We start from the raw sequence: 25,081 nt of genomic DNA on the forward strand, positions 1-25,081 counted from the left end.
ACGTGGTCCGTGTACGTCGAAAGGACACTTCCTCGGAGCCGACGCACGCGTCCGGCCCTGCGAGGGACGTGCGCCGCCTCGTGGGCAAAGGAAGACTGGACGATTGGCGAATCGCTTCGCTCTGGGAGTTTTCTTTGTGGCGCTTTATGTCGTGGTGAGCGCGGCAGGCGAGGTCTATGCGGCGTCGTATTTTCAGCAAGCGGATGTGTTCGTCGCGCTCCTGCTGTCCTTCGCTGTGGTTTGTCTGATGTTCAATCTCCTGGCTCGCCACGAGGGAGCCGGGGCAACGGTGGCGAAATGGTCGCTCCTGGTCTTCGTCGCGCTCAATGTTGTGACAGCAATCAGCTGGATCGGCTTATTTGTCGGACTGAAATACGCAGAACCCGCGATCGTCGTCGCCTTCATGGTGGCGCTGGGGCCTACCGCAACAGTGTGGTTAAACGCGCTGATCAGGCGCCAGGGTGCCCCTCCAGCATCCGATATTGTCGTGAGCGTTACGATCGCAACGATCGGAACTTACATGATTTGGATCTCGGCCAGCGGCAACGCGGGCGTGGAGTGGGGGGCTCGATCGTCCTTTGGCATCGTCTTGGCAATCGTGGCCGGCCTATCGCTGGCCCTTACAAATATACTTGTCAAACTGCTCTTCGACCGTGGGTTTTCCGGCCGACAAGTCCTGGCGCATCGCTTTTATGGAACGATTCTCTTGCTGCTGGGACTGGTCGATCATTCATCTATCTTGCCTGAGATCTCGCAGCATTGGTTTGCGATCGCAGCAATTGGGCTGTCGACGATCCTTATTCCTTTGCTCTTGATCCAGCAGGGCATTCGGCACGTTGAGCCCTTCACCGTCAACATGGTCCTGTCCACCGCCCCTATCATCACCTTCCTGTTCCAGTACTTCGATTCTCGCATCGTGCCTTCGTCACATACGTTCATTGGAAATGTTCTCATTACGGCTGTTGCTGTCGGCAACATCTACTTGCAGTATCGGAGGTCCGCATGAAAGAACGGAACTGTGTAATCGTAGACGCATACTCTACCGGCCGATACCTACCGGAAGAGTTCAAGCGCTATGGAATTGGAACGGTGCATGTGATGTCGGCTGCACAGATTCCGCCCATATTCCAATCGCATTTCAATGCGGATCTGTATGATGAAGTCATTCGCCCCAGCGAGGGCATGGGGTATGACGACATCGTTGAATATCAGCTTCAGGCTCTCCATGGCCGGGAATTGGAGTTCGTTATCGCGGGCTGCGAGACCGGAGTTGAACTCGCTGATTCTCTGTCGGAGCGGCTTGGCTTACCATCAAATGGGACCGCGCTATCCGCTGCTCGGCGTGACAAAGCGCGATTGTCTTGCGCGCTGACCTTTGCCGGCGTGCGAGCGATCAGACAAGTCGTGTCCGACAGTCCTGTAGAGATCGCGAGCTGGAAGCGTGAAGCGAAGTACGATCAAATCGTGATCAAGCCTCTGAACAGTACGGGTACCGAAGATGTATTCTTTTGCTCGACAGAGGCTGATATTCAGCGGGCGCTAAGCGTAATTGTCGGGAAGACGAACCGCGTCGGAGCGTTGAATCGTTTTGCCCTTGGGCAAGAAAAAATAAACGGCCAGCAATACACGGTAAATGCCGTCTCGATCGACGGGGAAGCCTTCGTTACGGAGGCCTGGACCTATGACACGGTTCCTATTGAGAGGGCATCATCGGTCTGCTCGCTTGAGAGATTGTTGGACGGCAGCGAACCAATCGTTCAGGAACTGTCCGACTACTTGGTGCGCGCATTGAAGGCACTACAGATCGTCGACGGACCGGCTCACGCTGAGATCATCGTCGATGATCGGGGACCGGTTCTGGTGGACTTCGGAGCGAGGCTTCAAGGGACCATGTCGGCAAAAGCACGAACGATGGCGTTGGGGCACAACCATATGACCCTGACGGCCTGGCGTTACGCAGATCCCAAGGGCTTTAGTGAACATATGAGGCTGCGCGGGCCCTACAAGCGGCAGGCTCACGCACTTTGCGTCTCGCTCATCTCAGATATGGGCGGTGTCGTTGCCGGTTACCCGGGACTCGAAGCAATCCGCAAGCTCCCGAGCTTCGCGGATGCCATTGCATTCGTTCCGATTGGTCAAGAGCTAGTTCCCACGATCGACTTGGCGTCCACACCAGGCATCGTTTATCTCGTGAATAGCGACTTGACTCAGCTTGAGAATGACTATCGCAAGTTGCGAGCAATGCGGATGGACCAGGTGTTCGATTTAGTGATGCAGGACCGCGACTAATGCCAACTGATCCCAGGTTGACCGGAGCGAATTCAGCCCGCGCGGCGATGGTCGGCGTAAGCGACTTCGATGGCGTTCTGCGAGGCAAACACGTCTTGGGTGAAGATCTCTCGGATGGAGATAAAGTTATCAAGTTCTCTGAAGCGGTGCTGGCGTGGGATTGCACGGACCGAGTCATTCCAGCCAGTTTCACGCAAAAGCCGTTATCAGCGTTCGGAGATGCTGACCTGCGTATTCTGTCAGGCACCGGCCGTTCGGTGTCTCATCTCGGCGATCAATATCTCTACCTCGCGGAATTCACGGGCGCACATGAGAACATCTGCCCGCGCGGTGTTCTGCGTAAGGTTCTGCGAAGGGCTGCTGAACACGGATACGACTGCACTGCCGGGTTCGAGTTTGAATTCATGCTGTTTAAGGAGAACGCAGACACGATTGAAGAAAAGCCGTTCGGCGAATGGGCTCCTTTAACTCGCGGCCCGTTCGGCTACTCAATTGCGCGCTCTGTCGCGCAACATGAGCTGTTTGATGAGATATTGGCGCTTTGTGACAAGGCTAAAATACCTCTCAGCGGACTGCACTTTGAAACGGGACCGGGCGTGGTCGAAGCGTCACTTCGTCATTGTGACGCGCTGGAAGCTGCCGATCGAGCAACCATATTCAAGTCGATGATAAAGGCCTGGGCGCAAACGCGAGGCATGATGGCTACATTTATGGCCAAGGTTTCCGAGGAATGGCCCGGCCAGTCCGGGCATATTCACATTTCGATGTCCTCGGATAGTCAGAATGCGTTTTACGACAATGATGCGTTCGGCAACGTCTCGAAGCTTATGAGGCAATTCATCGCCGGACAACTAGAATATATGAATGAGTTCTGCGTGCTCGCTGCGCCGAACTTCAACAGCTACAAGAGATTGGTACCTGGCTGCTGGGCACCAATCTGTCCAACCTGGGGAGTTGACAACCGCTCCTGCGCGGTTCGCGTCATTCCGGGAGAGCCATCTGCCCATCGCCTGGAGTATAGGCTGCCTGGCGCAGACCTGAACCCATATCTCGCGCTCGCATGTGCGATTGGTTCGGGAATATTGGGTGTCGAGACAGGCCCGGCACTACCGGCTTCGATCGTCGGTGATGCAAGCGCGGAAATGTGTCGGCCGTCCGCGAGACTGCCTCAAAGCCTATCAGAGGCAACTTCTCGGTTTTCAGAGTCTGCAGCGGCAAGTGATGTCTTCGGAGAAAGGTTTGTTGACGCGTTTTCTTGCTCGCGCCGTTGGGAGTGGGAAGCCGTTCAACATCGGGTCACCGACTTTGAACGTCGGAGATACTTCGAGATCATTTAGCTTGAGCTCTTCGACAGTTCCGAACTTCATTCCTCTGGCCGGTGTCGGTCGCATTATTGCGGCTGCCTGTTCCGCTGATGCTGGACTTCATACAGAGCAAATGTGCGTTACTCGTTAAGTGAGGACCTCGGGAACGCTGAGGAGGTCTGCTGTTATCTGCTCTGTGGCAGCAATCGCGATTGCTACGTTGGGATGCTAGATTATATCTAACGTCCGGTCCTTTTCGTGAGCTTTACATCGGCAAGCAGATGGTGGAGCTCAAGCATGCGCCCGGTTGGCACCTATCCCTCGCAAGCCGTCCAGCGTGCGCGCGCTTGCCTGGGTTGGTCCCAAAGCGGCAAGACAAGCGCTGCGGTCCGTCAGCCGGAAACTCACTCCGGCTGAAGTGAGCGAGCTGAAGTCCTTCGCCTCTTCGTCGCCAACTTGGCTTGCCAGACCGGTAAGCGAACTGTAAGCGTAGCTCTGCGGCCCTTTTGATGATTGATGCTTGACATCTATTTGAGCCGCGTGCCGCCACGCCGCGGCTTCCAAATCTTGGACAATGCGCTGACGGCGGCCTCGAGCGTCTTCGGGCCGTCGACGTTGGGATCGAACTGTGCGGGCCCCAAAGGCGCATATTTTCATGTTCCAGATGAGTAGGGTCGCCGCTGGCATCGAGGTATTCCGCTTAGCCGGGCACACCGCCGACGTCCTCGAGCAGGAGGGAAGTCCCTCTATCGTCGTGGTGTCGAACCGTTTTTCGAGTTTGATCACTTGGTCTCAGCTGTCACCGAAGTCATAGAGATAATGGATCGTCGTCGCGCCGGTCTCCTGAACGATTTTTGAAGAGCCGAGTCTTGCGATGCATCGATGGGCTGATTGCCAAAATGTCCTTCGGGACCAGATACCACGACGTCCTTCGCCGGCCAGGAGCTCGAAGAGATGGCTGTTCGTCCAGCCAAACGCCGCCTGAAGCGTCAGATGCAGCCGATCAAGGCGCAGCGTGAGCGGCACGACCAGGCATCGCGTCACCTCCGGTTTCACATCCTTGAGGTCACCTTGATCCGGACCGCGGTCGTGTTCAGGCTCATGCCGCCAGCCTCGGATCATGTGCATGCATCGTGTAGATCGACGGCCGAGCTGTCCAAGGCAGCCAGGAGATGCAGTCCATTGATTGGAAACCACCTTGATAGCGCTTTCGATACGTCAGGCGATGAGTTCAGCATTGAAGATTGAGCGGTTGGCGCCATTTTCTTTGGAGTAGCGCTTTCGCAGCGTTGATTGCCTCAAAGCAGTTTGGAAAGGCCGGCGGGGACCTGACAACGCTTTTGTCGATGTTTCTGCTGATACCATTCGGCGGTATCCTTCTCGTCTTCGGATATGCACTGGGATACATGCAGCTCGAAATTATCTGCATATCGCGATATCGTGGGAGCAATTGTGGTGGTGGAACCGATTCTCACGCTTCTGCTGTTTCGAGACGGGCCGACGGTAGGTTCGCCGATATCGGATTGGCGGTCGGCGTGCTTGGCACGCTCACTGCGCTGTTATTCCAAGTGCACTTAACTGGGCAACATCCTCAGCGAGGTCCTATTCTGAAAAAGACTTGCGCAACGTAGGTTCTGCTCCTCGAACGCGAGAAGAAGAGGGAGTCTTGACGGAACGTTCCACATCGAGCCAGATCTACGCATTGTTGATCCGAAACCCTTTGGTCGAACAATAGCATCTCCTCCCGGTAAGTAAGAGCTTTGCTGCTGCCGAAAGTCTGAAAATCGACCCTGCGGTTCGCCATGCTCGACGGCTTTCGGTATTTGGGAATGACTTTGGCAGGGCTATTTCTGGCAGCGCACATTTCCATACTGGTCACGGTGAGGCAACGGAATGCGGACAGGCGCTACAATCGACGATCCCGCACCATCCCATATTGCTGCCTCAGCACCACAACAGCTTCCATGAAATTGGAACTCGGACAGCGGGTTGAGCATCCGGAGAGCATCCTTCGTCAGCCAACCGTCAGCCAGGCGGCCTATCCAGGGACGCTGCGCATTGTTGACCGTAGGAGGATAGAACATGACGGGCATTGGCCGACCTGGCGAACCGCACGTTGGGGCTGCAGGAGCCGACAGCACGTCGGGATCGAGCAGTGCGCATTCGGAACCAAATTCTGTCCCTGCGGAAGGCCACCGAGTTTTCAACTCCGTCTTGGAGCGAATGTGCTTAGCGCCTGAAGATAGAATGGCGACGCTCGCGAGCGTGCCCTCAGGTTCGGGTGTGGCTGTCCCCATTTCCTCAAGCGGTGAGGGGATCAATGCAGCGAAACAAAATATGGACGGCCTACTTGAGGAACTTGATGCTTGCCACAGTGCTGCCATGGGCGCTCAGAGCTCGTCTGAGGCGCAAGAGCTGATCGATCAGGTTGTCAAAGCAGGCGCAGCAGTTCTGGACTACTACGCGAGCCTGTCTCCAGATGTGGCGCGCAGCATTCTGTCCGAAAATCAGGCTCGCCGAATTCGTGACCGGACTCTGGGTGCGGGGAACGAATGCAACGCGCTGGCCGAACCGACTATCTACGCCTTGGAGAAGAGTAGGGAGCATGCGGGAAAGATACTCGAGCGGATGCGCCAATCCAATGCTCCGCCCGACCAGCTGATCCGAGCGGCTTCCAGTGTGGCGAAACACTATTTGGCCTGCACGGAGTGGTGGGAAAAGAAGGCATTGCGCTCTGAACGGATGCAGTCCGTCTGCGCAGCCACTGCCAGCTTGCCAAGTGCAACGGCCGAAATGCAACAGACCGAACAGGCGACACTACGGCTGCATACCGGCTGGGCACTGAATACGAGGTGCGTGCATCTGCAATCGCAGGTCCTTCTCGCGCGGGTCATGATTGAGTCGCATGCGAGCAGGCTCGACCCGGCTGTCAGGCAAATCCTCTTGGATGAGAACGGTCGGGCACGTCTACTCGGAACCTTCATGGGCGATGTTGTTCCGGCATTCCTCTCAACGGGCGACGCTGTTCTGCACAGCAAAGGACAAGCCCTCGACGCAGAGCACTGCGCCGTTCTGGAAGGGGTCATGGAGCGGCTATCGGAATTTGCGTCGGCGTTGCCCAACATGGTTGCCGAGCTAAGGCATAAGGGAGCAAGTCCCGAGCTTCCGTTGGATCTGTTGGATCAGATCGTGGAAGGAGCGTGGGTCACTGCCCATGAGGTCATGCGCCTCCTAGCAGTGCAGCCGAAGACACCAGCCATCATTGCCGCGCCAACGGAGGCTGCCCTTGCGTTGCCGGCCGACGCTGCCGGCAAGGACCCGGTGGCCGAAGGCAGTCCAACGCGCAGGAAAGGGAAGGGCAAGCGGGGGCAGGCCGGAGGTGCGGGGAGTTCGGCCGCCGGGCAGCCCGAGCCGCAGCTCGCTAGGCCCGAAGCCGACACGGCTCGAACCACCAAGGTTATTGTGCTCTCGGATCTGGGCACGAAGAAACTCGCGAGCGCGGAAGAGGCGCATACGAGGATGTCATCGTCGGCGAGGGAACACTTGGCAATATGGCAGGCTCCGCCATCGAAGGAGACACTGACGCGCCTGCTCGCGCGATTGGACGAACTCTTGCAATTCGATCTGCGCAGCGAGCAAAGAGCCATTTCGCAAGCGCGCCACATGAAGCCCGAAGATGCCGACCACGTCGTGGATATCGTGGTTGAGCGGCTGCAGAGCCAATCTGCGGAGATTGAGGCCTGCGTAGCCGCGCTGGACGAACCTCGCCGACGCGGCCTACTCACGCCTATGCAACTGCCCGAAGTGCACGACAAAATAGTCCGCCTCAAGGCGATGTTGTCGGAGGTTCAGGGGCAGGCACATGCTTGGAAGGCGCGAAAGGCTTCGATCGAGATCGATTGCATGAAGACTTATGCGTTTCCCTCGCAGAAGTACCTCGAACGGTTGCAGGCGGCCGAGGAGTTGGCTCCCTTGGAGTCACCGCGCGCGTTGAAGGGCGAGCCAGGAACGCTGTTCGAGATCAAGCTGCAGCCTACGCCACTGCGCAATGGTACGGTGAATCCGATGTGGGTGCACATCCATACGAAGCGGCCGGTCTATGCGTGGCAGTTAACGACATTGGATGACGCCGAATTCGCCGCTTGCCACGTGAAATCCAACGAACAGCGCGGCTACAACCGCCTCTGGCAGAACGCTCGAGCTGCAACGGGTCACGAAAACGTCGTGATCCATCGCGGCAAGCTCACGCCTGCGTTCTGCAAGTCCCTGTTAGGTTCTTCTTTTAGCGGCTATCCAGGGCATCCGTTTGCCGGAGCGGAGCGCGGGGCGCGCAGGTGACTCGATACGAGACTAGTTAAACGACACGATAGAGTGCCGCTTGTGGTACGGCATCGGTCTTCTTCGCATCCGGATCCAGTGGCCGAATGAACCGCACCTTGGGCTCCACAGGCTCCAACTCCTGAGTTAAGAAGCCGGATTGAGCTGTATTGGAGTGGCAAGCGTTCGCTATTAGCAACTCCAGGAAGAGGCCCAAGAGTTCTTGAGCCAGGCGAGGTGCGTCGGAAGTTGTGGCCGACGGCTGAGAGGACGACATTGGCGGCGTCGCCGGCGCGGCCTTTAGAGGTAGCCGCGGCGGAAGTCGCCTTCGGCCTTCATGTGCCCGATGATGGGCTCGATGGCAGAGCGACGGCGCAGCTCGCGCTTGATGACAGCGAAGACGCTGCGCTTCTGGCGGGAGATGAAGACGCGACGGTGAGTTTGGGCATCGTGGCCGCGGTACCCCTTGTCGACATAGGCCCGCTCGATCGGACAGCCGGTGAGCGTCTCGGTGCGCTCGATGACTCCCGCAGGGGGGCGCCATCATACGGATTGTCGGGCATTGCGCTCGCGTGCAGCACGAACAGGCCGCCCGGAGCGCGGCGATTGTTGGTGACGACGGAGGCCTTCACATCTATGGACCACGCCCGCGTTGCAAGAGGAATCGACAAAGGGATGAAGCGGTTTGCGCCAATCTATCCGGCTTCACTTTGGGGCTGTTGCCCCGAGCCATCATGGATATCCGCCCACTTCTGTCCTCAATAACTCGCCGGCCTCAAGAAGGGCCATGGAGTCGAACCAGGCTTCAGAAGTGTCGGTGGAACCGTTTCTCCGTTCGTCCTTTCCGTCTCGCAAACCTCGGCGGGTTATTGTGCCTTCCGACCGGACCTTGGATCTTCCTTTCCGGCCCTGTTTCTCATGCGCTGCGGCCCAAGAGGCTGGCGTCGTAGTCACGGCCCTTTGTGAGCATGCTCCAGGCCATGCGCGCGAGTTTTGCGGCTAGGGCAACAACCAAGACATTAGAGTGGAGCCGCTTGGACGCTGCCTCCAACCAGGCTCCGAAGCCATGCCGCGGCCAACTCTGACGCTGCAGAAGTACGGCTCTGGCACCTTGAATGAACAGCGTCCGCAGGTACCGATTACCGCGCCTCGATATGCGCCCGAGGATGGTTCACCGGTCGAGATTTGCTTCGGTACCAGACCAAGCCATGCGGCAAAGTCCCGGCCCTTATGGAAGGCATCACCGGTTCCGATGGCGGCGACCATCGCGCTTGAGATGATCGGCCCGACGCCGGGCGCACTCATTAAGCGGCGACAGTGTGGATCTCGATCAGCGAGTTCGTCGATTTCGTTCGTCATTGACGCGACCCGTCGGTCGAGATAGCGCCAGTCCTCGGCCAAGTCTTGAATTAGCTGGATCACTCGAGGTGATAAGTTATCTTTTGGCGCTGAGAGAATCTGAGGAAGTGCCAATCGGAGCGCTGCCGCTCCTTGTCGGACCGGCAGCCCTCGCTCAAGCAAAAAACCTCTGATTTGATTGATGACCGCGGTTCTTTGCGTCACCAATCGACTGCGAACTCTGTGCAGCGCCTGCAAATCCAGTTGTTCGGCCGATTTCAACGGGACAAAGCGCATGGTCGGGCGCTGAACGGCCTCGGCAATGGCTTCGGCATCACGGAAGTCATTCTTGTGGCCTTTGAGATATGGCTTCACATACTGTGCCGGCAAGAGCCGTGCTTGATGGCCTATCTTCTCCAGCTTGCGCCCCAGGTGGCGTGCTCCTGCACAAGCCTCCATTCCGATCAGGCAGGCCGGAACATTCGCCAGCGACTGCTCAAGCTGATTTCTCGATTGCTTCTTGCGTAGGATAATTGCACCCGTGGTATCAAATCCCACCACATGGAATGTGTTCTTGCCCAGGTCGATACCGATCGTGACAATGTTCGTATGGGACGTGGTTTGCGCTCCTCTTGCTGTGGCTCTACCTTGCCGCTGAGAGCGGGCGTGGTCCATGCCATTAACTCGTAAGGCGCGGCGGCCTTGGCTTTGCCGATGCACTCCACCTCCGGATCATGGAAGGAATAAAGCTTCCAGCCGCGCTGGCGCTGCTGCGAACGAATCTGCGCGGCCCGGCCGAGCGGAAGGGCGAAGGCCTCCTCCAGTGCCGGCTGGCCCTCGATGTTGCGGGGGATGTCGCGAATGATCCGGCCGAGCCTGCTACGCAGGATGCGCAACTGTTGCTGATGCCGCCTGAACTGTTTGGCGTGAGCGTAGCGGGAAGCCATCATCGCGGCGGCCTTGTCCACGCGAGCATAGGATTGCCGGAGCCTGACCCCGTGCCTTCTCGCCAGGCGATTGAGGCCTTTGACGGCCGCATGCAGCAGCTCGGCATCGGTCGGAAAGGTGATGGGCTTCGGCTGCACCGTGGTATGTGCGCCATGACGGCGCGAAGCAGGAGGTTGAGTATGTAGACCATCTTCCGAGCAGCCTTGCTGCGCAAGAGATGAGGGCAGACCCCTCGGACTCGGATTGCAGGATCGGAGTCCAAACCGCCACAAGAAAATCGCAAGGTTTGTCGGACTTGAGCTCCAAATCCTTGCAATCTCAAACGCCCACTCGGCCGAAAAACAGACTCCCGCTCAATCGCTTAAACCCTTGTTCACGAACGACTAGGTAATGCTAGCAACGAACGGCACCATTTCCATTCGCACTAATGACTTCTTCAAGAGGGAGGGCAAAGTTGAGTATGCTCAGAAGGACGGGCCGAAGAGGTCCGTGATGCGCGACGCTGTAGCCGAGCCGCGGAGCCACGCAGGACGCGAGGCGCAGCATCAATGGGGGCAGCGCGACCAGACGATGGCTTAGCCGCCGCCGCCAAGACGAGGATGGCGTAGATCGGTGCTGACTAGTACGCGGTTCGCACGCCGCTCTGAATGCCGCCAGGGAAGAGGTCCCAATCACCTTGGGTCCATTAATTTCATGAGAGAGCGAGAAATGCGGCGCTCGCGGCGATGCGAAAAGGATTGCCCTCAAGCCGCACGACCTCATCGCGCAGAACCGTCCTCGGGATATCGTGCGGAATGCGAGTGTACAAAGCATCTACCACTGATTTTGTTAAATCATGATTGTCGAGAATTAGTGGGAGGTGTTTTGCGGCCGACCTAAGTTTGGCAGTTCGTCTAGGAACTGCCGAGTGCATCCTCCGGAATAGCCTTAAGCCGCGCTACTCCCTTACCAGCTCGCGATCCAGGTCCGCTTTGATGGCTACGGCATAATAGTTGCCGAACTCTACGGCGTGGCCCGAATCGTTGTGGTCCAGCGTTCCTGCGGGCAGGAGCTGATAGACTCTTATACCCAGGGCGTGCGTATCGTTCGCGCAAGCAGCAACTCGTGCTTCATCATAGGGCGGGGCTTCGACTGTCGGCAGCAGATCGGCATCCAGCGCATCAGTTTAACTCCCCCACGAATACGCCTCGAGATCGACCAGAGAGTCCTCACACATGCTGTGGAATGTCGGCGCGCGGGTATATGACGTGCCGTCGGATCGCTTCGCGTGCAAGATGACATGCAGTTTGCTAACCGCCTTGATCGCCGTTATGTTCGCTTGCGTGCAACGCTGCTCCAAGTCCCCAGCCAGATGGACAACGAGCTTCAGAGCGCGCAACCTTCTTCCTCAGAGCGCGAATTGTCTTTGAGGATCGCAATCGCCGCCGGAAGACCGTCGAGGATCCAAGTTCCCTGGTCGTGTTTATCCTTGCAATCAAGAGCGACGTCATATATCGGCCGCTCGATGTCGATGTCGACGAAATGCCAGCGGTAGGTGTCCTTTCGTCCGAAGTTGAACTTATAGTCGTCCGCCCAGTTTGAGATGGTGGCCAGCGAAGTGTGGCGATCGGCTCCGTGAGCTTGGGCCTGCGCTGCCGGACTTAAGTGCCGCTACGCCAGTTCCGCAATGACAGAATGACGTGGCTGTCCCCGCCCTAGGGCGGAAGATGTGCTGCCTACAGCAGCGGTGCAGATCGCAAGTATGGGTCTGAGTGGTTGCCCAATGAAGTGCGAGTCGTTTGCGGACAGAGGCAGGTGCCTGGGTTACGGCACGTCGACCAGGGGCATGGATGCCGTCGGGCGTGGCACGAAGCCATTTTGGCGCCGGTCACGTGCCGCCAACATGATCGTAAAAGCCGCGAGGAGGATTAGGAGAACGCGCATGCAACAAGGATTACTCGAAACGATATATCGCAAATATGAAACGGCTCACATCCTGTGCCTTGGAGGAGGGGCGGCTCTTACGGGGCATCTCACGGCCTATTGGCCAGCAAACACCTCACAAAGTTTGATGCTCGTTCGTTCTCGCCGGCAGCCGCCGAACAGCGGGACGATTGCGCTTAAAAAAAGCATTTTCTCTTGCAGACTGCAGGAATAGTGCAGCCAATTTGAGTAGTAATCTGGTGATTGGCTATTCACCACGAAGGCAGCCGCCCGCTCGTGCTGCTTCCGGGCGCCATGAGGGACGGTTCATGCGCAATCATGACATGGTGTCCGGCAGCCTGTTGGCCCTGACCGCCGCTGGCCTTGCGCTGCTTTGCTCTAGCCTGCTTGCATTTGCGTTCATTTAGATCCCGTGGTCGACCTTTGACGCGCTAGGATCTCTACAAGACCTCACGCAAATACGTACGCAGCCGGACAGGGACGTTGGTATGGTTTTCCACAAACGGAGGCCCGGCGGTTGCAGATGATCTGCTCAGGCATCCGTAGGGATCCCCTTCCTCGAACCGCTTCGTTTTCGCATAGTGCCGGTGTTTCTGAACGGCCGACCTGATCTCCTGGCTGGGCTTCGTGCAGTTGCCCACTAACAACGCAAGTCCCCCTCCATCGAACGTTATAGTTAGTCTTACGGTTGGGCTCGCATCACGCGCTTCTTGCATGGGTTGCGCAGCATTTTTGCGCCAAAGTCAACGTGCCCAGCCTTTCGGTGAGGCGGCCCTCTCTAGAGCAAGCAGGCATGAATGTGCTTCACGGGTAATGCCCTCTACCGGCCCTTATTATTTACCTGCGTTGCTCGTAAAAACCCTGACGCGATCAAGTCCCGGCTTTGGGGACAACATTGCTGAAAATGATGCAGCGGGGCTTGCGGCTCGCGGCAGCTCTTGACCATCTTCTGCTATCGCGGCAACGAAAACAACCAAAGCAGATCGAGATGATGAGAGCGGGGTGTGGCTGTGACGGATCAATCCCAAGCATCTGAGTTGCCGCCGGTCCTGCAGAGACCGTCGAAAGGCTTTCGGTGGATCTTTGCTCTTCTAGCCGTATTGCTCGTTCTTTGCGCCGGAGGAGTCTATTTTTGGGCGAATATCGAAACGTTTGCTGAGGCGCCGTCGGCGCATCAAGTCGTGCCTCCGACGCTTGGCTTGTCACCTGAAGATAGGGACGTCCTTTTAGGGATCCAATCGGGGCAGCAGAAGACAGCCGATGAAATTGCCGAGCTCATTCGCAACGTCGGTGCGCAGCAAGCCGAGGTAAAGCGGATCTCGGATCAGATCGCAGCCCTGACCCAAAGAATCGAGCAGTTGCAGAATCCGGCGCTTGTTGCTTCTCCTGCTCCTGCTGCTTCTTCGCCATCGGTGCGCACCACATCCAAGCCGGCCAAGAGAGACGTCCGGCCCTTGAAACCGCAAGGTCCGATTTCTGTCGGAGGCGCGCCGCTAACTGCGGAGCCGAGCACGGAACAGCGCTGATTGCCACAAAATGCCTGCCATATGCCGCTGCGCCTTCCAACCAAGTCGGAAACCAACGGTCCACCATCTTGATGGGCAAGCCGAGCCTCTCATTGCTCCGCGTGGCTTCGGAAATGCTCTGTCAGTCGCAAGAAGTTCATAAGCAGGACGTGCCCCTGTGAGGTAAGGATCGACTCCGGATGGAACTGGACCCCATACGTGGGATAATAGCCGTGAGTGAGGGCCATGATCTCGCCTTCCTCCGAACGCGCTGTCACTATGAGGTTCTGCGCACATGACTGATCAAGCTCGACGATGAGAGAATGGTAGCGTCCGACGTCAAGCGGGGTTGGCAGTCCCTTGAATAACCCTCGGCCGTCATGCGCAACGGATGAGCGCCGTCCGTGCATGGGCCGTTGCGCGCGCGCCACCCGTCCTCCGAAAACGCTCCCAATACACTGATGTCCAAGGCAGATGCCGAGAATTGGTACGCGTCCTGAAAGTTCGCGGACCACTGCTGTCGATATTCCTGCCTCAGTTGGGGTGCAGGGGCCGGGCGATATCACCACCGCGCGCGGTTTGAGACCAACGAGCTCGCTGGTGCTGATAGCGTCGTTTCGGATCACTTCCGTTGCTTCACCGAGCTTGTGGAAATAGCGGGCAATGTTGAAAACGAAGGAATCGTAATTATCGATGATGATAATCAAAAAGCACCGGCTGGTTCACAACCAAATGCATCAAAGATTCGCTCTGCCTTGGCGAGCGTTTCTTCGTATTCGGCTTCGGGCTCCGACAGGGCCGTTATACCACCGCCCGCATGAAACAAAGCCAGGTCGCCATCGATCGTGACAGTGCGGATCGCAATACTCGTGTCCATGTGCCCGTTGAAGCCGATGAAGCCGATCGCCCCGCAATAGACCTCTCGCGCTATGCGCTCGATTTCTGTAATAATTTCCATCGACCGCAGCTTTGGCGCTCCCGTAATGGAGCCACCGGGAAAGCAAGCACGGAGCAGGCTAACGGCGTCTTCCTCTCCGGCAAGTGTCCCCGTAACGATCGACACGAGATGGTGCACCGAGGCATAGGACTCGAGATTGCACAGGGCCGGAACCTCGACCGAATGGGCAGTGCAAACGCGTGACAGATCGTTACGCAAAAGGTCGACAATCATCGTGTTCTCGGCATGATCCTTCTCGGAAGCGAGGAGAACAGCCGCACGGCGGTGGTCTTCCTTGGAATCAGGCGAACGCGCGATCGTGCCCTTGATCGGTCGTGTCTCGACTTGTCGCCCCTCAAGCTTCAGGAATCGTTCCGGCGAGCTTGATGCGATGGTCAGCTTTCCCCATCGCAGCAGGGCCGCAAAAGGCGCCGGATTCAATGATCGTAGCTGGCAATAGAAGGCGAGCGGATCAAACGAGGTCGACAGGCGGGCACTGAAACGCTGCGCAATATTCGTCTGGAACACGTCACCCGCCAGGATTAAGTCGATCACGCGTTGTACCGCCGCAATGTAGCCCTCGCGGCTGAAGTTCGAGCGCCATGCGCCCGCTTTGCTGGGACAACCCTTCTGTGGCGCCTTTGGGCCGGCAAGCAATGCTGCAAACTCGTCGGCTCGACGACGCGCTCGTTCGCTCCGTCGCACGCGATCCTGCTCCGGCCACCCGGTCGAGACGATCCAGCATTTGTTATCCCGGCGGTCGAAGCTGATGACCACGTCGTAGAAATGCAGGATGGACTGGGGCAAACCCAAACCGGCATTTGCCGGCGCAGACAATCGCTCCAATGTTCTGTTCATGTCGTAGGCAAAGTAGCCTGCCGCTCCTCCCTGGAACGGTGGGAGATCGGGACAGTCCTCTTGCGGGTACTTCGCGAGTAGCATGCGAAGGACCTTCCATGGATCGGCCTCGAGAGTCAGTCCGTTCCAACTGGCTTGGCCGTTCGCGACCCTGTAGGTGCCGAACGGGTCGCACGTTAGATATGAGTAGCGCCCAAGCAGCTCGTGCCTTGCTGCGCTATCGAGAAACGTGAGATGCGATCGATGCCCAAGATGTCGCATCGCTGTGACAGGTTCGAGCCACTGCAACTCGCGAACGTACATCGGGTTATCGGTCACCGGCGGCTGACGTCGTAAGAGTGCTGTACCATCTGTTGCCCCAGCCGATGAGAATGACGCTTGTCTGCGATGGCCCGAAACTTGAGGTCCATTGCCAAGTTAACCCGGCGCTGGACGTTTTGCTGCGCGGCATCACCTGGATCATCCTGCCGTGGAGGCGAAAGGGGTATCTATTGATACATTGTAGTCGGCCGCAAACCGCAGCTCGCGGAGAGGTCGGACCAGTTTAATCGATTCCTGGTAGAGATCGTGCGCTTTGTACGCTGCGAGCTCCGCCTCGCTGTCGAACTCACCATAGACCACGATGTCGATATCGTTGCCGAGTTGATCGGTCTTGCGGTTGCGGGCAACCTCAAGCCGGCGCGCATGTGGTATCGTGGTGAGAAGCGAAAGACCTTCGATGATCTGATCGACATGCGCCTCGTCCTTGGCGCTGAAGAAGACGATGTGACGAATCATGGCCGTCCGTGGAGATGTCGCTAGCGGGGTGGCATAACTATCTGGGAATAGAGTGCGTTGCAATGAGGCTCGTCGCTTGCGGCATGATCGTCGCTTGCGATCGTCGGCGATCCGCAATGAAGCTTGCCAGATTTGCTTAGGACGCCGGAAGGGTAAGGCGCTCAATGGTTTGAATGTGCCGCGTAAGCAGGTTACAGGCTTGATCGATGTTGCGCGTTCGCAAGGCTTGCAGAATCAGGCGGTGATCTTGATTGGAGCGCGGTCGCCAGCCCACCGTTCGCGCCATCGCGAACACCAATCGAGAATTGGCAAGCTGCAGTCCATCGAGGCTCGCGAGCAGACGCGGCATTCCACACGGCGCGACCAAGGCTTGGTGAAAGGCGCGGTTGGCCGTCTCAAACTCCTCGATCGTCTTTGCATTGTCTCCTTCGATCAAGGCGAGCTCGATCCGAGCCAAATGAGCTGTCGTGAGCCTTGGCGCCGAATGGCGCAATGCCACCACTTCGAGCGCGGCGCGCATTTCGGCGATCTCCTTCACTGAACGGGTATCGAGCGGGGCAACCCGAACACCGCGACGCGGCACAGCGACAACAAGATGTTGTGCCTGCAACTGCCGAAAGGCCTCGCGCACGGGGACGTGGCTGGAATTGAATTCTCGTGCAACGTGATCCTGACGGAGTGGCGCGCCTGGCTCTAAGGCGCCGCTGATAATGCGCTCAGCGATTGAGTCCGCGATGCGCGCCACCGTCGTAACGTTGTCAGCAGTGATCATAGATTATCTACCGCAATAACCGGTGCATTTGCGAGGCAGCTCGATTAGCATCTCTTCGAGAGTAATGACTATAGATAATTCACGCGATTATCTACAATTGCACGGGGTTGGGTTATGGATGCTGCGGCGCAAGTCCAGCGGAAGGAAGCAAGCAACGGGGCGCAGGTTCGTAACAATTGGAACGTCGAAGAGGCTAAGGCGCTCTACGACCTTCCTTTTGCCGACCTGATGCTTCAGGCGCAGCGCGCTCATCGCAAGAACTTCGATCCAAACCACGTCGAAACCGCGAGCCTGCTCAGCATCAAGACCGGCGGCTGTCCGGAAGACTGCGGCTACTGCTCGCAAAGCGCGTATTACGAGACCGGCCTGAAAGCCACCCGTCTGATGCGTTGCCCAGATGTGATTGCGATTGCGCAGCGCGCGAAGGATGCCGGCGCCACGCGCTTCTGCATGGCCGCGGCCTGGCGCACGCCAAAAGATCGCGATCTTGATTCCGTCTGCGACATGGTCAACGCGGTCAAAGGACTCGGCATGGAAACGTGCGTCACGCTGGGCATGCTGACGCCGAAGCAGGCCGCGCGCCTCGCCGAGGCCGGCCTTGACTTCTACAATCACAACGTCGACACATCGCCCGAGTTTTACAGCAAGATCATCACCACCCGCAGCCTGCAGGACCGCATCGATACGCTGGCGCATGTGCGCGATGCCGGCATTAAGATCTGCTGCGGCGGGATTATCGGGATGGGCGAGCGCGTCGAGGACCGCCTAGGTATGCTCGTGCTGCTCGCCAACCTTCCCAGCCATCCCGAAAGTGTGCCGATCAACCTGTGGAACAAGATCGAGGGCGTGCCGGTGGAAGACACCGCGGAGCCTCCCGATCCGATCGCGCTGGTCCGGCTGCTGGCGACCGCGCGGATCATGATGCCGAGGAGTGTGGTTCGCTTGTCCGCCGGGCGGCAATACATGACCGATGAATTGCAGGCGCTTTGCTTCTTGGCCGGCGCAAATTCAATATTCATCGGCGATGTGCTCTTGACCACCAAAAACCCGAAAGTTGATCGCGATGCGGATCTGCTGGCTCGGCTCGGCATCACGTCCGGGCTCGCCTGACGAAAGCAGTGCGCGCAATATGTTGCCCTACATCCAGCCTAGGTGAGAAATGCAGATAACTTTGATGAAGGGCAAAATCCATCGCGCCTCAGTGACCGAAGCTGACCTGCACTATGAAGGCTCGATCTCGATAGATCGTGCGCTCCTGGAGGCAGCGGGAATGGTGATCAACGAGCGCGTCGAAATCTACAATGTCGAAACAGGAGCGCGCTTTGCCACCTACGTGATCGAGGCGCCGCCGAGGTCTGGAACGATAAGCCTGAACGGTGCGGCCGCACGGCTGGCGATGCCCGGAGACAAGATCATCATCGTTGCATATGCCTCATTCGACGAGGCCGAAGCAAAGATATTCAAGCCACGCATTGTGCGTGTGGACGGAGACAATCGCATCCTGGCAAGTTGAACCTAACGGGCCATCCTTCCTTCTTAAACGGCCAACGCATTTTCTGCGTAATTTCATGCGATCGGTGGGAGTGGTGAATGCGGTCAATCGAAACAGCTAGACTTAGTCCCTACGTCGCAGCGTTGAATGGCTTGAACGAAGATAAACGGCTGCGCTGCCTCAAGCCGCGCGTGGGGATCGATTTCGCATCCAACGACTATCTCGCACTCGGGAGCGACCCGCGCATCAAAAAGGCGGTGATCGCCGCGCTCGAGGCGGGCACTCCGGTTGGAGCCGGCGGGTCGCGGCTGCTGCGCGGCAATTGCGAGGAGCATGAAGGGCTCGAAACGGAAGCGGCTCAGTTCTTTGGCGCGGAGGCCGCCCTTTTCTTTGGAGGCGGCTATATCGCAAATTTTGCCCTCCTGACAACGCTGCCGCAGCGCGGCGATCTGCTGGTTCTCGATTCGCTCGTGCACGCTAGTATTCACGAGGGGGCGCGGGCCGGCCGCGCAGAGTGTCGAATTCACGCGCACAATGATCCCCAGTCGGTCGAAGACGCAATTCGCGACTGGCGAACCAAAGGTGGGGCGGGCCGCGTCTGGATTGTGGCGGAAAGTCTCTACAGTATGGATGGCGACTTCGCTCCACTCGAAGAGCTGGTGGCAACCGCCGATCGCCAAGACGCGTTTCTGATCGTGGATGAGGCTCATGCCACAGGCGCTTACGGGCATCAGGGACGAGGGCTCACGGCCCCTTATGACAGGCGTGAAAATCTGATCGTCGTTCATACCTGCGGCAAAGCGCTCGGTGCGGCGGGTGCACTTGTTACGGCCTCCGGCATCTTGCGCGATTTCATGGTCAACCGCTGCCGTCCGTTTATTTTTGCCACCGCTCCATCACCATTGATGGCGGTTGCCGTTCGAGAGGCACTCCTCGTCCTGCAGAAAGAGCCGGAGCGGCAGCGACGGCTGGCCAAACTCGTCTCGTTTGCGCATCGGGAGATCACCTCGCTCGGTTTGCGCACACCATCGACCTCTCAGATCGTGCCGTACATCGTAGGTGACAATGCTCATGCAATGCGACTTGCCTCTGCTCTGCAGGCGCGCGGCTTCGATATCCGCGGAATTCGGCCGCCAACCGTCCCTGCAGGCACTGCCCGCTTGCGAATTTCGTTGACACTCAATGTCGGGGAAGCGGACGTGCGCGCAATGCTCGATGCGCTGGTTGAGGTGACGAGGGGCTCATTTTAATGAATAAGCGGATCGTCGTGACTGGTACGGACACCGGGGTCGGCAAAACGGTATTTTCCGCAGGGCTCGCCGGCCTTCTCGGCGCGAATTACTGGAAGCCGGTCCAGGCTGGACTCGAACAAGAGACCGACTCCGAGTGCGTCCGTCGCCTTGGCGGCCTCTCGTCCGATCGCATTGTCCCCGAGCTCTATCGACTTCGGACGCCTGCGTCGCCCCATTACTCTGCGGAGATCGACGGCATTCGCGTAGATACAGAGACGCTTCGACTGCCGGACAGCGGCGAACGGCAACTCGTAATCGAGGGCGCCGGCGGACTCATGGTGCCGCTGACAGCGCGCACTCTTTACATCGACATTTTCGAGCGCTGGCAGCTTCCCGTCGTGCTTTGCGCAAGGACGGGACTGGGCACAATCAATCACTCCCTGCTCTCCATAGAGGCACTGCGGAAGCGTCAGATTCGAATCCTTGGAATTGCGTTCATTGGCGAAAGAAACGCCGAAACTGAAAGCGCGATTTGCGAGATGGGGAGAGTGCGTTGGTTGGGACGGCTCCCGTGGCTTGTTCCCCTCACGGACGAAAGGCTGCAGGCCGCTTTCAAGGACTCCTTTGTTAGCAGTGATTTCCTGAACCTATGAAGATAGCGAAGAGGTCGCCGATCTGGCACCCGTTCACGCAACATGCTCTACAGCGGGACATGACGAAGGTGCTGCGGGGGGAGGGGGCTTATCTCTACACCGAAGATGGCCGACGCCTTATCGATGCAATCTCTTCCTGGTGGGTCGTGACCCACGGCCATTGCCATCCATGCATCGTGAACGCGATTCGGGAACAAGCAGGCAAGCTCGATCAGGTCATCTTCGCCGGATACACTCACGATCCGGCTGAGCAAGTCGCGACGGAACTATTGAAGGTCACCTCCCCGGCGCTGGAGCATGTGTTCTTCTCCGATAGCGGGTCGACCAGCGTCGAAGTCGCGCTGAAAATGGCGCTCGGCTACTGGCACAACACCGGAAGACAGCGAACCCAAATTGTGGTGATGCAGCACTCGTACCATGGCGACACGATCGGGGCGATGTCGGTAGGTAGCCGTGGCGTCTTCAATGCGGCCTACGGGGCGCTGATGTTCGAGGTGACCTCGATTCCGTTCCCGGCAAGAGATCGTGAGCAAACAACGCTCGATGCGCTTGAAAACGCGTGCCGAAACGAACATCCCGCAGCCTTTATCGTGGAGCCCCTGATATTGGGCGCCGGTGGAATGCTGATGTATCCTCCCTCGGTGCTAAGAGAGATGAAGCGGATCTGCGAAGCCTTCGACGTCCTGTTCATTGCGGACGAGGTCATGACCGGGTGGGGCCGGACGGGTACCTTGTTTGCGTGTGAGCAGGCCGGTGTCACGCCCGATATTGCCTGCTATTCGAAAGGCCTCACGGCTGGGGCGCTGCCGCTCGCCGTCACACTCTGTCGTGCCGATATTTTTGATGCGCATTATTCTGAAGATCGCACGCGTACGTTTTTTCATTCGAGCTCATATACAGCCAATCCAGTGGCTTGTGCCGCCGCCAAGGCAAATCTGGAGCTGTGGCAGGACGAGGAATATCGCCGGCGGCTGGCATCCTTGGCCAGCATGCAAGAACAGGCACTCGCGCCATTCCGCACCGATTCACGGTTCGCAAACGTCCGACGCACAGGAACAGTCACAGCGCTTGAACTCAGCACGAGCGATGCTGGCTATCTGGCGGACATCGGGCTGAAGCTTTTGGCTTTCTTCCAAGCGCGGAATCTGCTGTTACGCCCACTCGGTAACACGATCTATGTAATGCCGCCTTACTGCGTTACGGCCGCCGACCTTGATGAGATCTATGCTGCAATACGTGACGCTGCTGACTTGCTGATGTGAGCTGCATCAGAGTGTGCAATCGTCTGCAGTGAGAGGATCATGCAAGACAAAATGTCCGTATTGCTGCCGCCTGATAGTGCAACGAGGATGCAGCACGCTCGGCTCGCAGGCTGATCGTGCTTTAAGCACTTGCTTTAAGCGCTCCCGATCCGGCTGGCGCAGCAATCCTGCGGGCTAGCCAAGGAAAGCGCAGCATTTGACCAAAATGTCGAGCGAATTGCGTTAATCACGATTAGAGAAATCCATTATTTTGAGCAAATTCTCAGCGAGGCTTTCTGCGGAAAGTAATGCTTCGCGAGGCAGTCGCACATCAGTCACTTGATGGCTGCAAGCACCAGGAAGACGGGCCGCCGGAAGACCGCACCGTTGGTGCGGGCGTAGTGCCGTGGTCAGAGGGCAGCAGGGCTTCCAAATTAAATGTCTGACAGGAGGCGAGAATGCACATTGGCTTCCGTAATTCCCTCGACCATTCAGCCACATGCTGTGCGGTATGCGGCGGAAAGTTTGGGCTGATCCGCCATTACTGCTGGCGGACCGCCCTTTGCTCCAAGAAATGCGTCAACCGCTTCAAGGCTCGGCGGGAGGCCGATCAGAAATGGCTCCGATGGCGGAGAGCGGCTTAGGAATGGACTGAGTTGTGACGGTACGGTCCTGGTCGAGAATTCGAGTGGGCCCTCTAAAGCGCGTGGAAATCAAGTGACAGAAACATCGGCAAAAATAATTGACTTCAGGGCCTACAGGGCCGGCAGGCTGGCTCGGTCTGAGCGCCTTCGCGACGACGTCTACTCGACCGCGGCTCTCGATGCGCTCGCAGCCGCCTGTCACCTTTGGACGTTCCTGGCCTGCCATCCGTTCGCTTTGCTCGGCGCGCCAGCGCCGAAGCAGGAGCCTCACGAGTACCGCTAGGGGCAGGCACGGAGGTGTGCCCTAAAGACGGAGTCCCCACTGCGCGCATCTCCAGCTCGGTCCGGTCGAGCCGTCACCGTTTGAAGAGACTGCAATCAGCCCAGAAACGCGTGCAGATGGTGGCTCGTCACGAGCGCCGCTCCTCGATCGAGGCTTCGGCCGGCATAGTCGCGGAAACTGTAGGGGAAGACGAGCCATGGGGTGGTGAAATCGCGATGAGAAAGATCTTGGCTCATGGTTGCGCGGCCATTGGACTGTTTTTGCGATGTTCTCCAGTTCTAGAGAACTGGGATCTCCATCCTCATTGCCATTGACAGGTTTCTCCCGCGTTCTCTAGGAAGCGCCGACGGTGTGTGGGGAGCGGGTCCAATATGAGCCACAATTCAGAGCAGCCTCTAGAGCGTGTCACGATTCCGGCATTGCAGCAGTGGAAAGATAAAGGCCGGCGTGTCGTGATGACCACCGCCTACGATGCGGTTGCGGCGCGCATCGCGGATCCCATTGTCGACATCATCCTGGTCGGCGATAGTGTTGGAAACGTCTGCCTGGGATTCGACAACACGCTGCCCGTCAGCGTGGCCATGATGAATCATCACCTGGAGGCCGTTGCGCGCACGAGGCCTCATGCCCTGCTTGTGGCCGACATGCCCTTTCTAAGCTTTCATGTCGGTTCTGAAGATACGATTCGCAATGCCGGAGGTTTCCTGCAGCGTGGCGCCGATGCTGTGAAACTCGAGGGGGGCGCCAAACGCATCGAGATGGTACGCGCCTTGGTCGATTGCGAAATTCCTGTGATGGGACATCTCGGTCTGACCCCGCAAAGCGTCAACGTCATGGGTGGATTCAAGGTGCAGGGACGGACAACGGACACCGCCTTGCGGCTGCTCGATGACGCGCACCGTCTGCAGGAAGCCGGCTGCTTCGCGCTGGTCCTGGAGGGCATTCCTGCCGAGCTCGCGGCGCGAGCGACCGAATTTCTCACGATACCTACCATCGGGATCGGAGCAGGACCCGATTGCTCGGGCCAAGTGCTCGTATTTCATGATGTCTTGGGGCTGACCGAAGGCCATCGCCCCAAATTCGTTCGTACCTATGCAAATGGATTCCAGCTGTTCCAGGAGGCGCTGTCGCGCTGGGCTGCCGATATCCGCAAAGGTGCATTCCCAGGCTCAGAGGAGTGCTATCGGCTTCCTGATCAGCTTCGGCATGCCGTCGCCAACTGGGCGCCCTCCAATTCAACCACAAGGTAAGATATGCAAGTAATTACGAACGTCGCTGAGCTGCGTCGCGCCCTTGCAGATGTTCGCAATGCCGATAAGCGCATCGGATTCGTTCCGACGATGGGGTACCTGCACGACGGCCACCTGGCCCTGATCTCGGCTAGCCGGGGACACTGTGACGTGACTGTCGTCAGCATCTTCGTCAACCCTACTCAGTTCGGCCCAAATGAGGATCTCAGCAAGTACCCTCGCGACTTCGCGCGCGATGAAGCGTTGTGCCGCAGTGCCGGGGTCTCCATCATCTTCGCACCCAGTGCAGAGGAGATCTATCCGGCTCAGTTTAAGAGCTTTGTCGAGCCGGGCGAACTCGCAAAACCGCTCTGCGGAGCCTTCAGGCCTGGGCATTTTCGCGGTGTAGCGACTGTCGTCTGCAAGCTATTCAATATGGTGCAGCCGGACGTCGCGTACTTTGGACAGAAGGATTTTCAGCAATGCGCTGTGATACGCCGGATGACGGTTGATCTGAATCTTCCGATCGAGATTGTCACTGTGCCAACCGTGCGGGAGCCAGATGGGCTGGCAATGAGCAGTCGCAACCGTTATCTCAGCCCGGAAGAACGTGGTCGGAGCCTTGCGATCAGCCGTGGCTTGTTCGCCGCAGCGCAAGAGTTTGCCTCAGGGGAGCGCGACGCGGCAACGCTGATTGCGCTTGCGAGAAAGCATTTCGGAAGGGTCGATCGACTGCAGTACCTTGAGCTTGTCGACACTGGGACCCTAAGGGTTATCGAGAGCCCTCTGCGCTCTCCGGCGGTGCTCTGTGTCGCAGCGTACGTCGGCTCGACTCGGTTGATCGACAATGTAGTCCTGTCCTGGTCGCCATCGTAGCCAGATCCGCAAGTGATTGCGCTCAGAAGCAGTCGAACCGGATAGGTTGGCCCTGAATCCTCGACATCCCGGAAGAACTCTCGAAGGCGATCTGGAACTGCCCTTTGCGTGCTGAACAACCGCCTCATGCTCGAGCTCATGATGTCGGTTGGAGATTGGCTCTGCCGCTGACGGGGTGGAGCGATGCGGGACCGCTCCCACGCTGCCGAGAGCAGCCAAGTGCGAGTTCGCTTTCCTTATTATGACTTCGGAGGCTCGCTCAGACCCTCCGGGATATTCCGGCCGCTTTGCGCACTCTGTACGACGTGGCGCAAAACAATTTCAGAAAGACCTACAACCAGCTGTTTGAGGTGCGCAATCTCCTGCCTGCAGCGCTCCAGCTCGTGCTGTTCCTCTGTCATCACAGATGTTGTGCGACGATGGCTGCTGCCGAGATGATTCATGTAGCCTCTGCTCAGTTGCA

At 58.0% G+C, this 25,081-nt stretch carries 17 protein-coding genes and 4 pseudogenes; 12 read left to right on the forward strand and 9 right to left on the reverse strand.

Annotated elements, in window-relative coordinates:
* The first annotated feature begins 103 nt into the window (after positions 1 to 103).
* From CVM73_RS19200 to CVM73_RS19210, 3 genes are read left to right on the forward strand one after another with little or no spacing between them, the layout of a single operon-like run.
* Entirely contained in the window at positions 104 to 1,006 is a 903-nt protein-coding gene (locus CVM73_RS19200) for a DMT family transporter (RefSeq protein WP_100233466.1), read from the forward strand.
* The gene (locus CVM73_RS19205; protein ID WP_100233467.1) at positions 1,003 to 2,289 is read left to right on the forward strand and encodes an ATP-grasp domain-containing protein; all 1,287 of its coding nucleotides are present in this window, start codon (positions 1,003 to 1,005) and stop codon (positions 2,287 to 2,289) included. Before CVM73_RS19200 ends, CVM73_RS19205 begins: the two co-directional genes overlap by 4 nt.
* Positions 2,289 to 3,626, forward strand: a complete 1,338-nt coding sequence (locus tag CVM73_RS19210; protein ID WP_100233468.1) for a glutamine synthetase — start codon at positions 2,289 to 2,291, stop codon at positions 3,624 to 3,626. Before CVM73_RS19205 ends, CVM73_RS19210 begins: the two co-directional genes overlap by 1 nt.
* A 759-nt stretch (positions 3,627 to 4,385) precedes the next feature.
* Here CVM73_RS19210 and CVM73_RS19220 read toward each other — a convergent pair.
* Positions 4,386 to 4,715, reverse strand: coding sequence for an IS1096 element passenger TnpR family protein (locus CVM73_RS19220; RefSeq protein WP_158237586.1), 330 nt, complete (start codon positions 4,713 to 4,715; stop codon positions 4,386 to 4,388).
* A gap of 960 nt (positions 4,716 to 5,675) precedes the next feature.
* Here CVM73_RS19220 and CVM73_RS19230 point away from each other — a divergent pair.
* Complete coding sequence (locus tag CVM73_RS19230; RefSeq protein WP_100233470.1) at positions 5,676 to 7,931, forward strand: hypothetical protein; 2,256 nt, start codon at positions 5,676 to 5,678, stop codon at positions 7,929 to 7,931.
* 126 nt (positions 7,932 to 8,057) lie between these two features.
* Here CVM73_RS19230 and CVM73_RS19235 read toward each other — a convergent pair.
* The 4 pseudogenes from CVM73_RS19235 to CVM73_RS41775 all read right to left on the reverse strand — a co-directional run.
* A pseudogene (locus tag CVM73_RS19235) lies at positions 8,058 to 8,545 on the reverse strand (transposase); the annotation flags it as partial.
* Positions 8,546 to 8,826: 281 nt separating this feature from the next.
* Positions 8,827 to 9,923 (reverse strand): annotated as a pseudogene (locus CVM73_RS19240) (IS110 family RNA-guided transposase).
* 8 nt (positions 9,924 to 9,931) lie between these two features.
* A pseudogene (locus tag CVM73_RS19245) lies at positions 9,932 to 10,345 on the reverse strand (IS5/IS1182 family transposase); the annotation flags it as partial.
* Positions 10,346 to 11,561: 1,216 nt separating this feature from the next.
* Positions 11,562 to 11,831, reverse strand: a pseudogene (locus tag CVM73_RS41775) (S1/P1 nuclease); the annotation flags it as partial.
* Positions 11,832 to 13,123: 1,292 nt separating this feature from the next.
* On the opposite strand from CVM73_RS41775, the gene CVM73_RS19265 reads away from it, so the two are divergent.
* Positions 13,124 to 13,645 (forward strand): hypothetical protein, encoded by a 522-nt coding sequence (locus tag CVM73_RS19265; protein ID WP_167406924.1) that lies wholly within the window; start codon positions 13,124 to 13,126, stop codon positions 13,643 to 13,645.
* Positions 13,646 to 13,734: 89 nt separating this feature from the next.
* Here the strand turns inward: CVM73_RS19265 and CVM73_RS19270 are convergent, their stop codons facing one another.
* The 4 genes from CVM73_RS19270 to CVM73_RS19285 form a co-directional block, all read right to left on the reverse strand.
* Entirely contained in the window at positions 13,735 to 14,331 is a 597-nt protein-coding gene (locus CVM73_RS19270) for an anthranilate synthase component II (protein ID WP_167406925.1), read from the reverse strand.
* The gene (pabB, locus tag CVM73_RS19275; protein ID WP_167406926.1) at positions 14,328 to 15,722 is read right to left on the reverse strand and encodes an aminodeoxychorismate synthase component I; all 1,395 of its coding nucleotides are present in this window, start codon (positions 15,720 to 15,722) and stop codon (positions 14,328 to 14,330) included. Before pabB ends, CVM73_RS19270 begins: the two co-directional genes overlap by 4 nt.
* A gap of 156 nt (positions 15,723 to 15,878) precedes the next feature.
* Positions 15,879 to 16,196: a Dabb family protein gene (locus CVM73_RS19280; protein WP_100233474.1), complete on the reverse strand. Its 318-nt coding sequence runs from the start codon at positions 16,194 to 16,196 to the stop codon at positions 15,879 to 15,881.
* Between the two features lie 136 nt (positions 16,197 to 16,332).
* Positions 16,333 to 16,968, reverse strand: coding sequence for a GntR family transcriptional regulator (locus tag CVM73_RS19285; RefSeq protein ID WP_100233475.1), 636 nt, complete (start codon positions 16,966 to 16,968; stop codon positions 16,333 to 16,335).
* A 114-nt stretch (positions 16,969 to 17,082) separates the two neighbouring features.
* Between CVM73_RS19285 and bioB the strand changes: the two genes are divergently transcribed.
* The 7 genes from bioB to panC all read left to right on the forward strand — a co-directional run bounded on the left by bioB (position 17,083) and on the right by panC (position 24,618).
* Positions 17,083 to 18,078, forward strand: a complete 996-nt coding sequence (gene bioB / locus CVM73_RS19290) for a biotin synthase BioB (protein WP_100233476.1) — start codon at positions 17,083 to 17,085, stop codon at positions 18,076 to 18,078.
* Positions 18,079 to 18,127: 49 nt separating this feature from the next.
* Positions 18,128 to 18,481 carry an aspartate 1-decarboxylase gene (panD, locus tag CVM73_RS19295; protein ID WP_100233477.1) on the forward strand — a complete coding sequence of 118 codons (354 nt, stop codon included), beginning with the start codon at positions 18,128 to 18,130 and terminating at the stop codon, positions 18,479 to 18,481.
* Positions 18,482 to 18,558: 77 nt separating this feature from the next.
* Positions 18,559 to 19,710, forward strand: a complete 1,152-nt coding sequence (locus tag CVM73_RS19300) for an 8-amino-7-oxononanoate synthase (RefSeq protein WP_100233478.1) — start codon at positions 18,559 to 18,561, stop codon at positions 19,708 to 19,710.
* Positions 19,710 to 20,345, forward strand: a complete 636-nt coding sequence (bioD, locus tag CVM73_RS19305; RefSeq protein ID WP_100233479.1) for a dethiobiotin synthase — start codon at positions 19,710 to 19,712, stop codon at positions 20,343 to 20,345. The genes CVM73_RS19300 and bioD overlap by 1 nt, the downstream gene beginning before the upstream one ends.
* Positions 20,342 to 21,607: an adenosylmethionine--8-amino-7-oxononanoate transaminase gene (locus CVM73_RS19310; protein WP_100233480.1), complete on the forward strand. Its 1,266-nt coding sequence runs from the start codon at positions 20,342 to 20,344 to the stop codon at positions 21,605 to 21,607. The genes bioD and CVM73_RS19310 overlap by 4 nt, the downstream gene beginning before the upstream one ends.
* A 1,277-nt stretch (positions 21,608 to 22,884) precedes the next feature.
* Positions 22,885 to 23,763, forward strand: a complete 879-nt coding sequence (panB, locus tag CVM73_RS19330) for a 3-methyl-2-oxobutanoate hydroxymethyltransferase (RefSeq protein WP_157329405.1) — start codon at positions 22,885 to 22,887, stop codon at positions 23,761 to 23,763.
* A 3-nt stretch (positions 23,764 to 23,766) separates the two neighbouring features.
* Positions 23,767 to 24,618, forward strand: a complete 852-nt coding sequence (panC, locus tag CVM73_RS19335) for a pantoate--beta-alanine ligase (RefSeq protein WP_100233484.1) — start codon at positions 23,767 to 23,769, stop codon at positions 24,616 to 24,618.
* The last annotated feature ends 463 nt before the right edge of the window (positions 24,619 to 25,081 follow it).

Origin of the sequence: Bradyrhizobium forestalis, from assembly GCF_002795245.1 — a bacterium.
In the GTDB taxonomy this organism is placed as follows: domain Bacteria; phylum Pseudomonadota; class Alphaproteobacteria; order Rhizobiales; family Xanthobacteraceae; genus Bradyrhizobium; species Bradyrhizobium forestalis.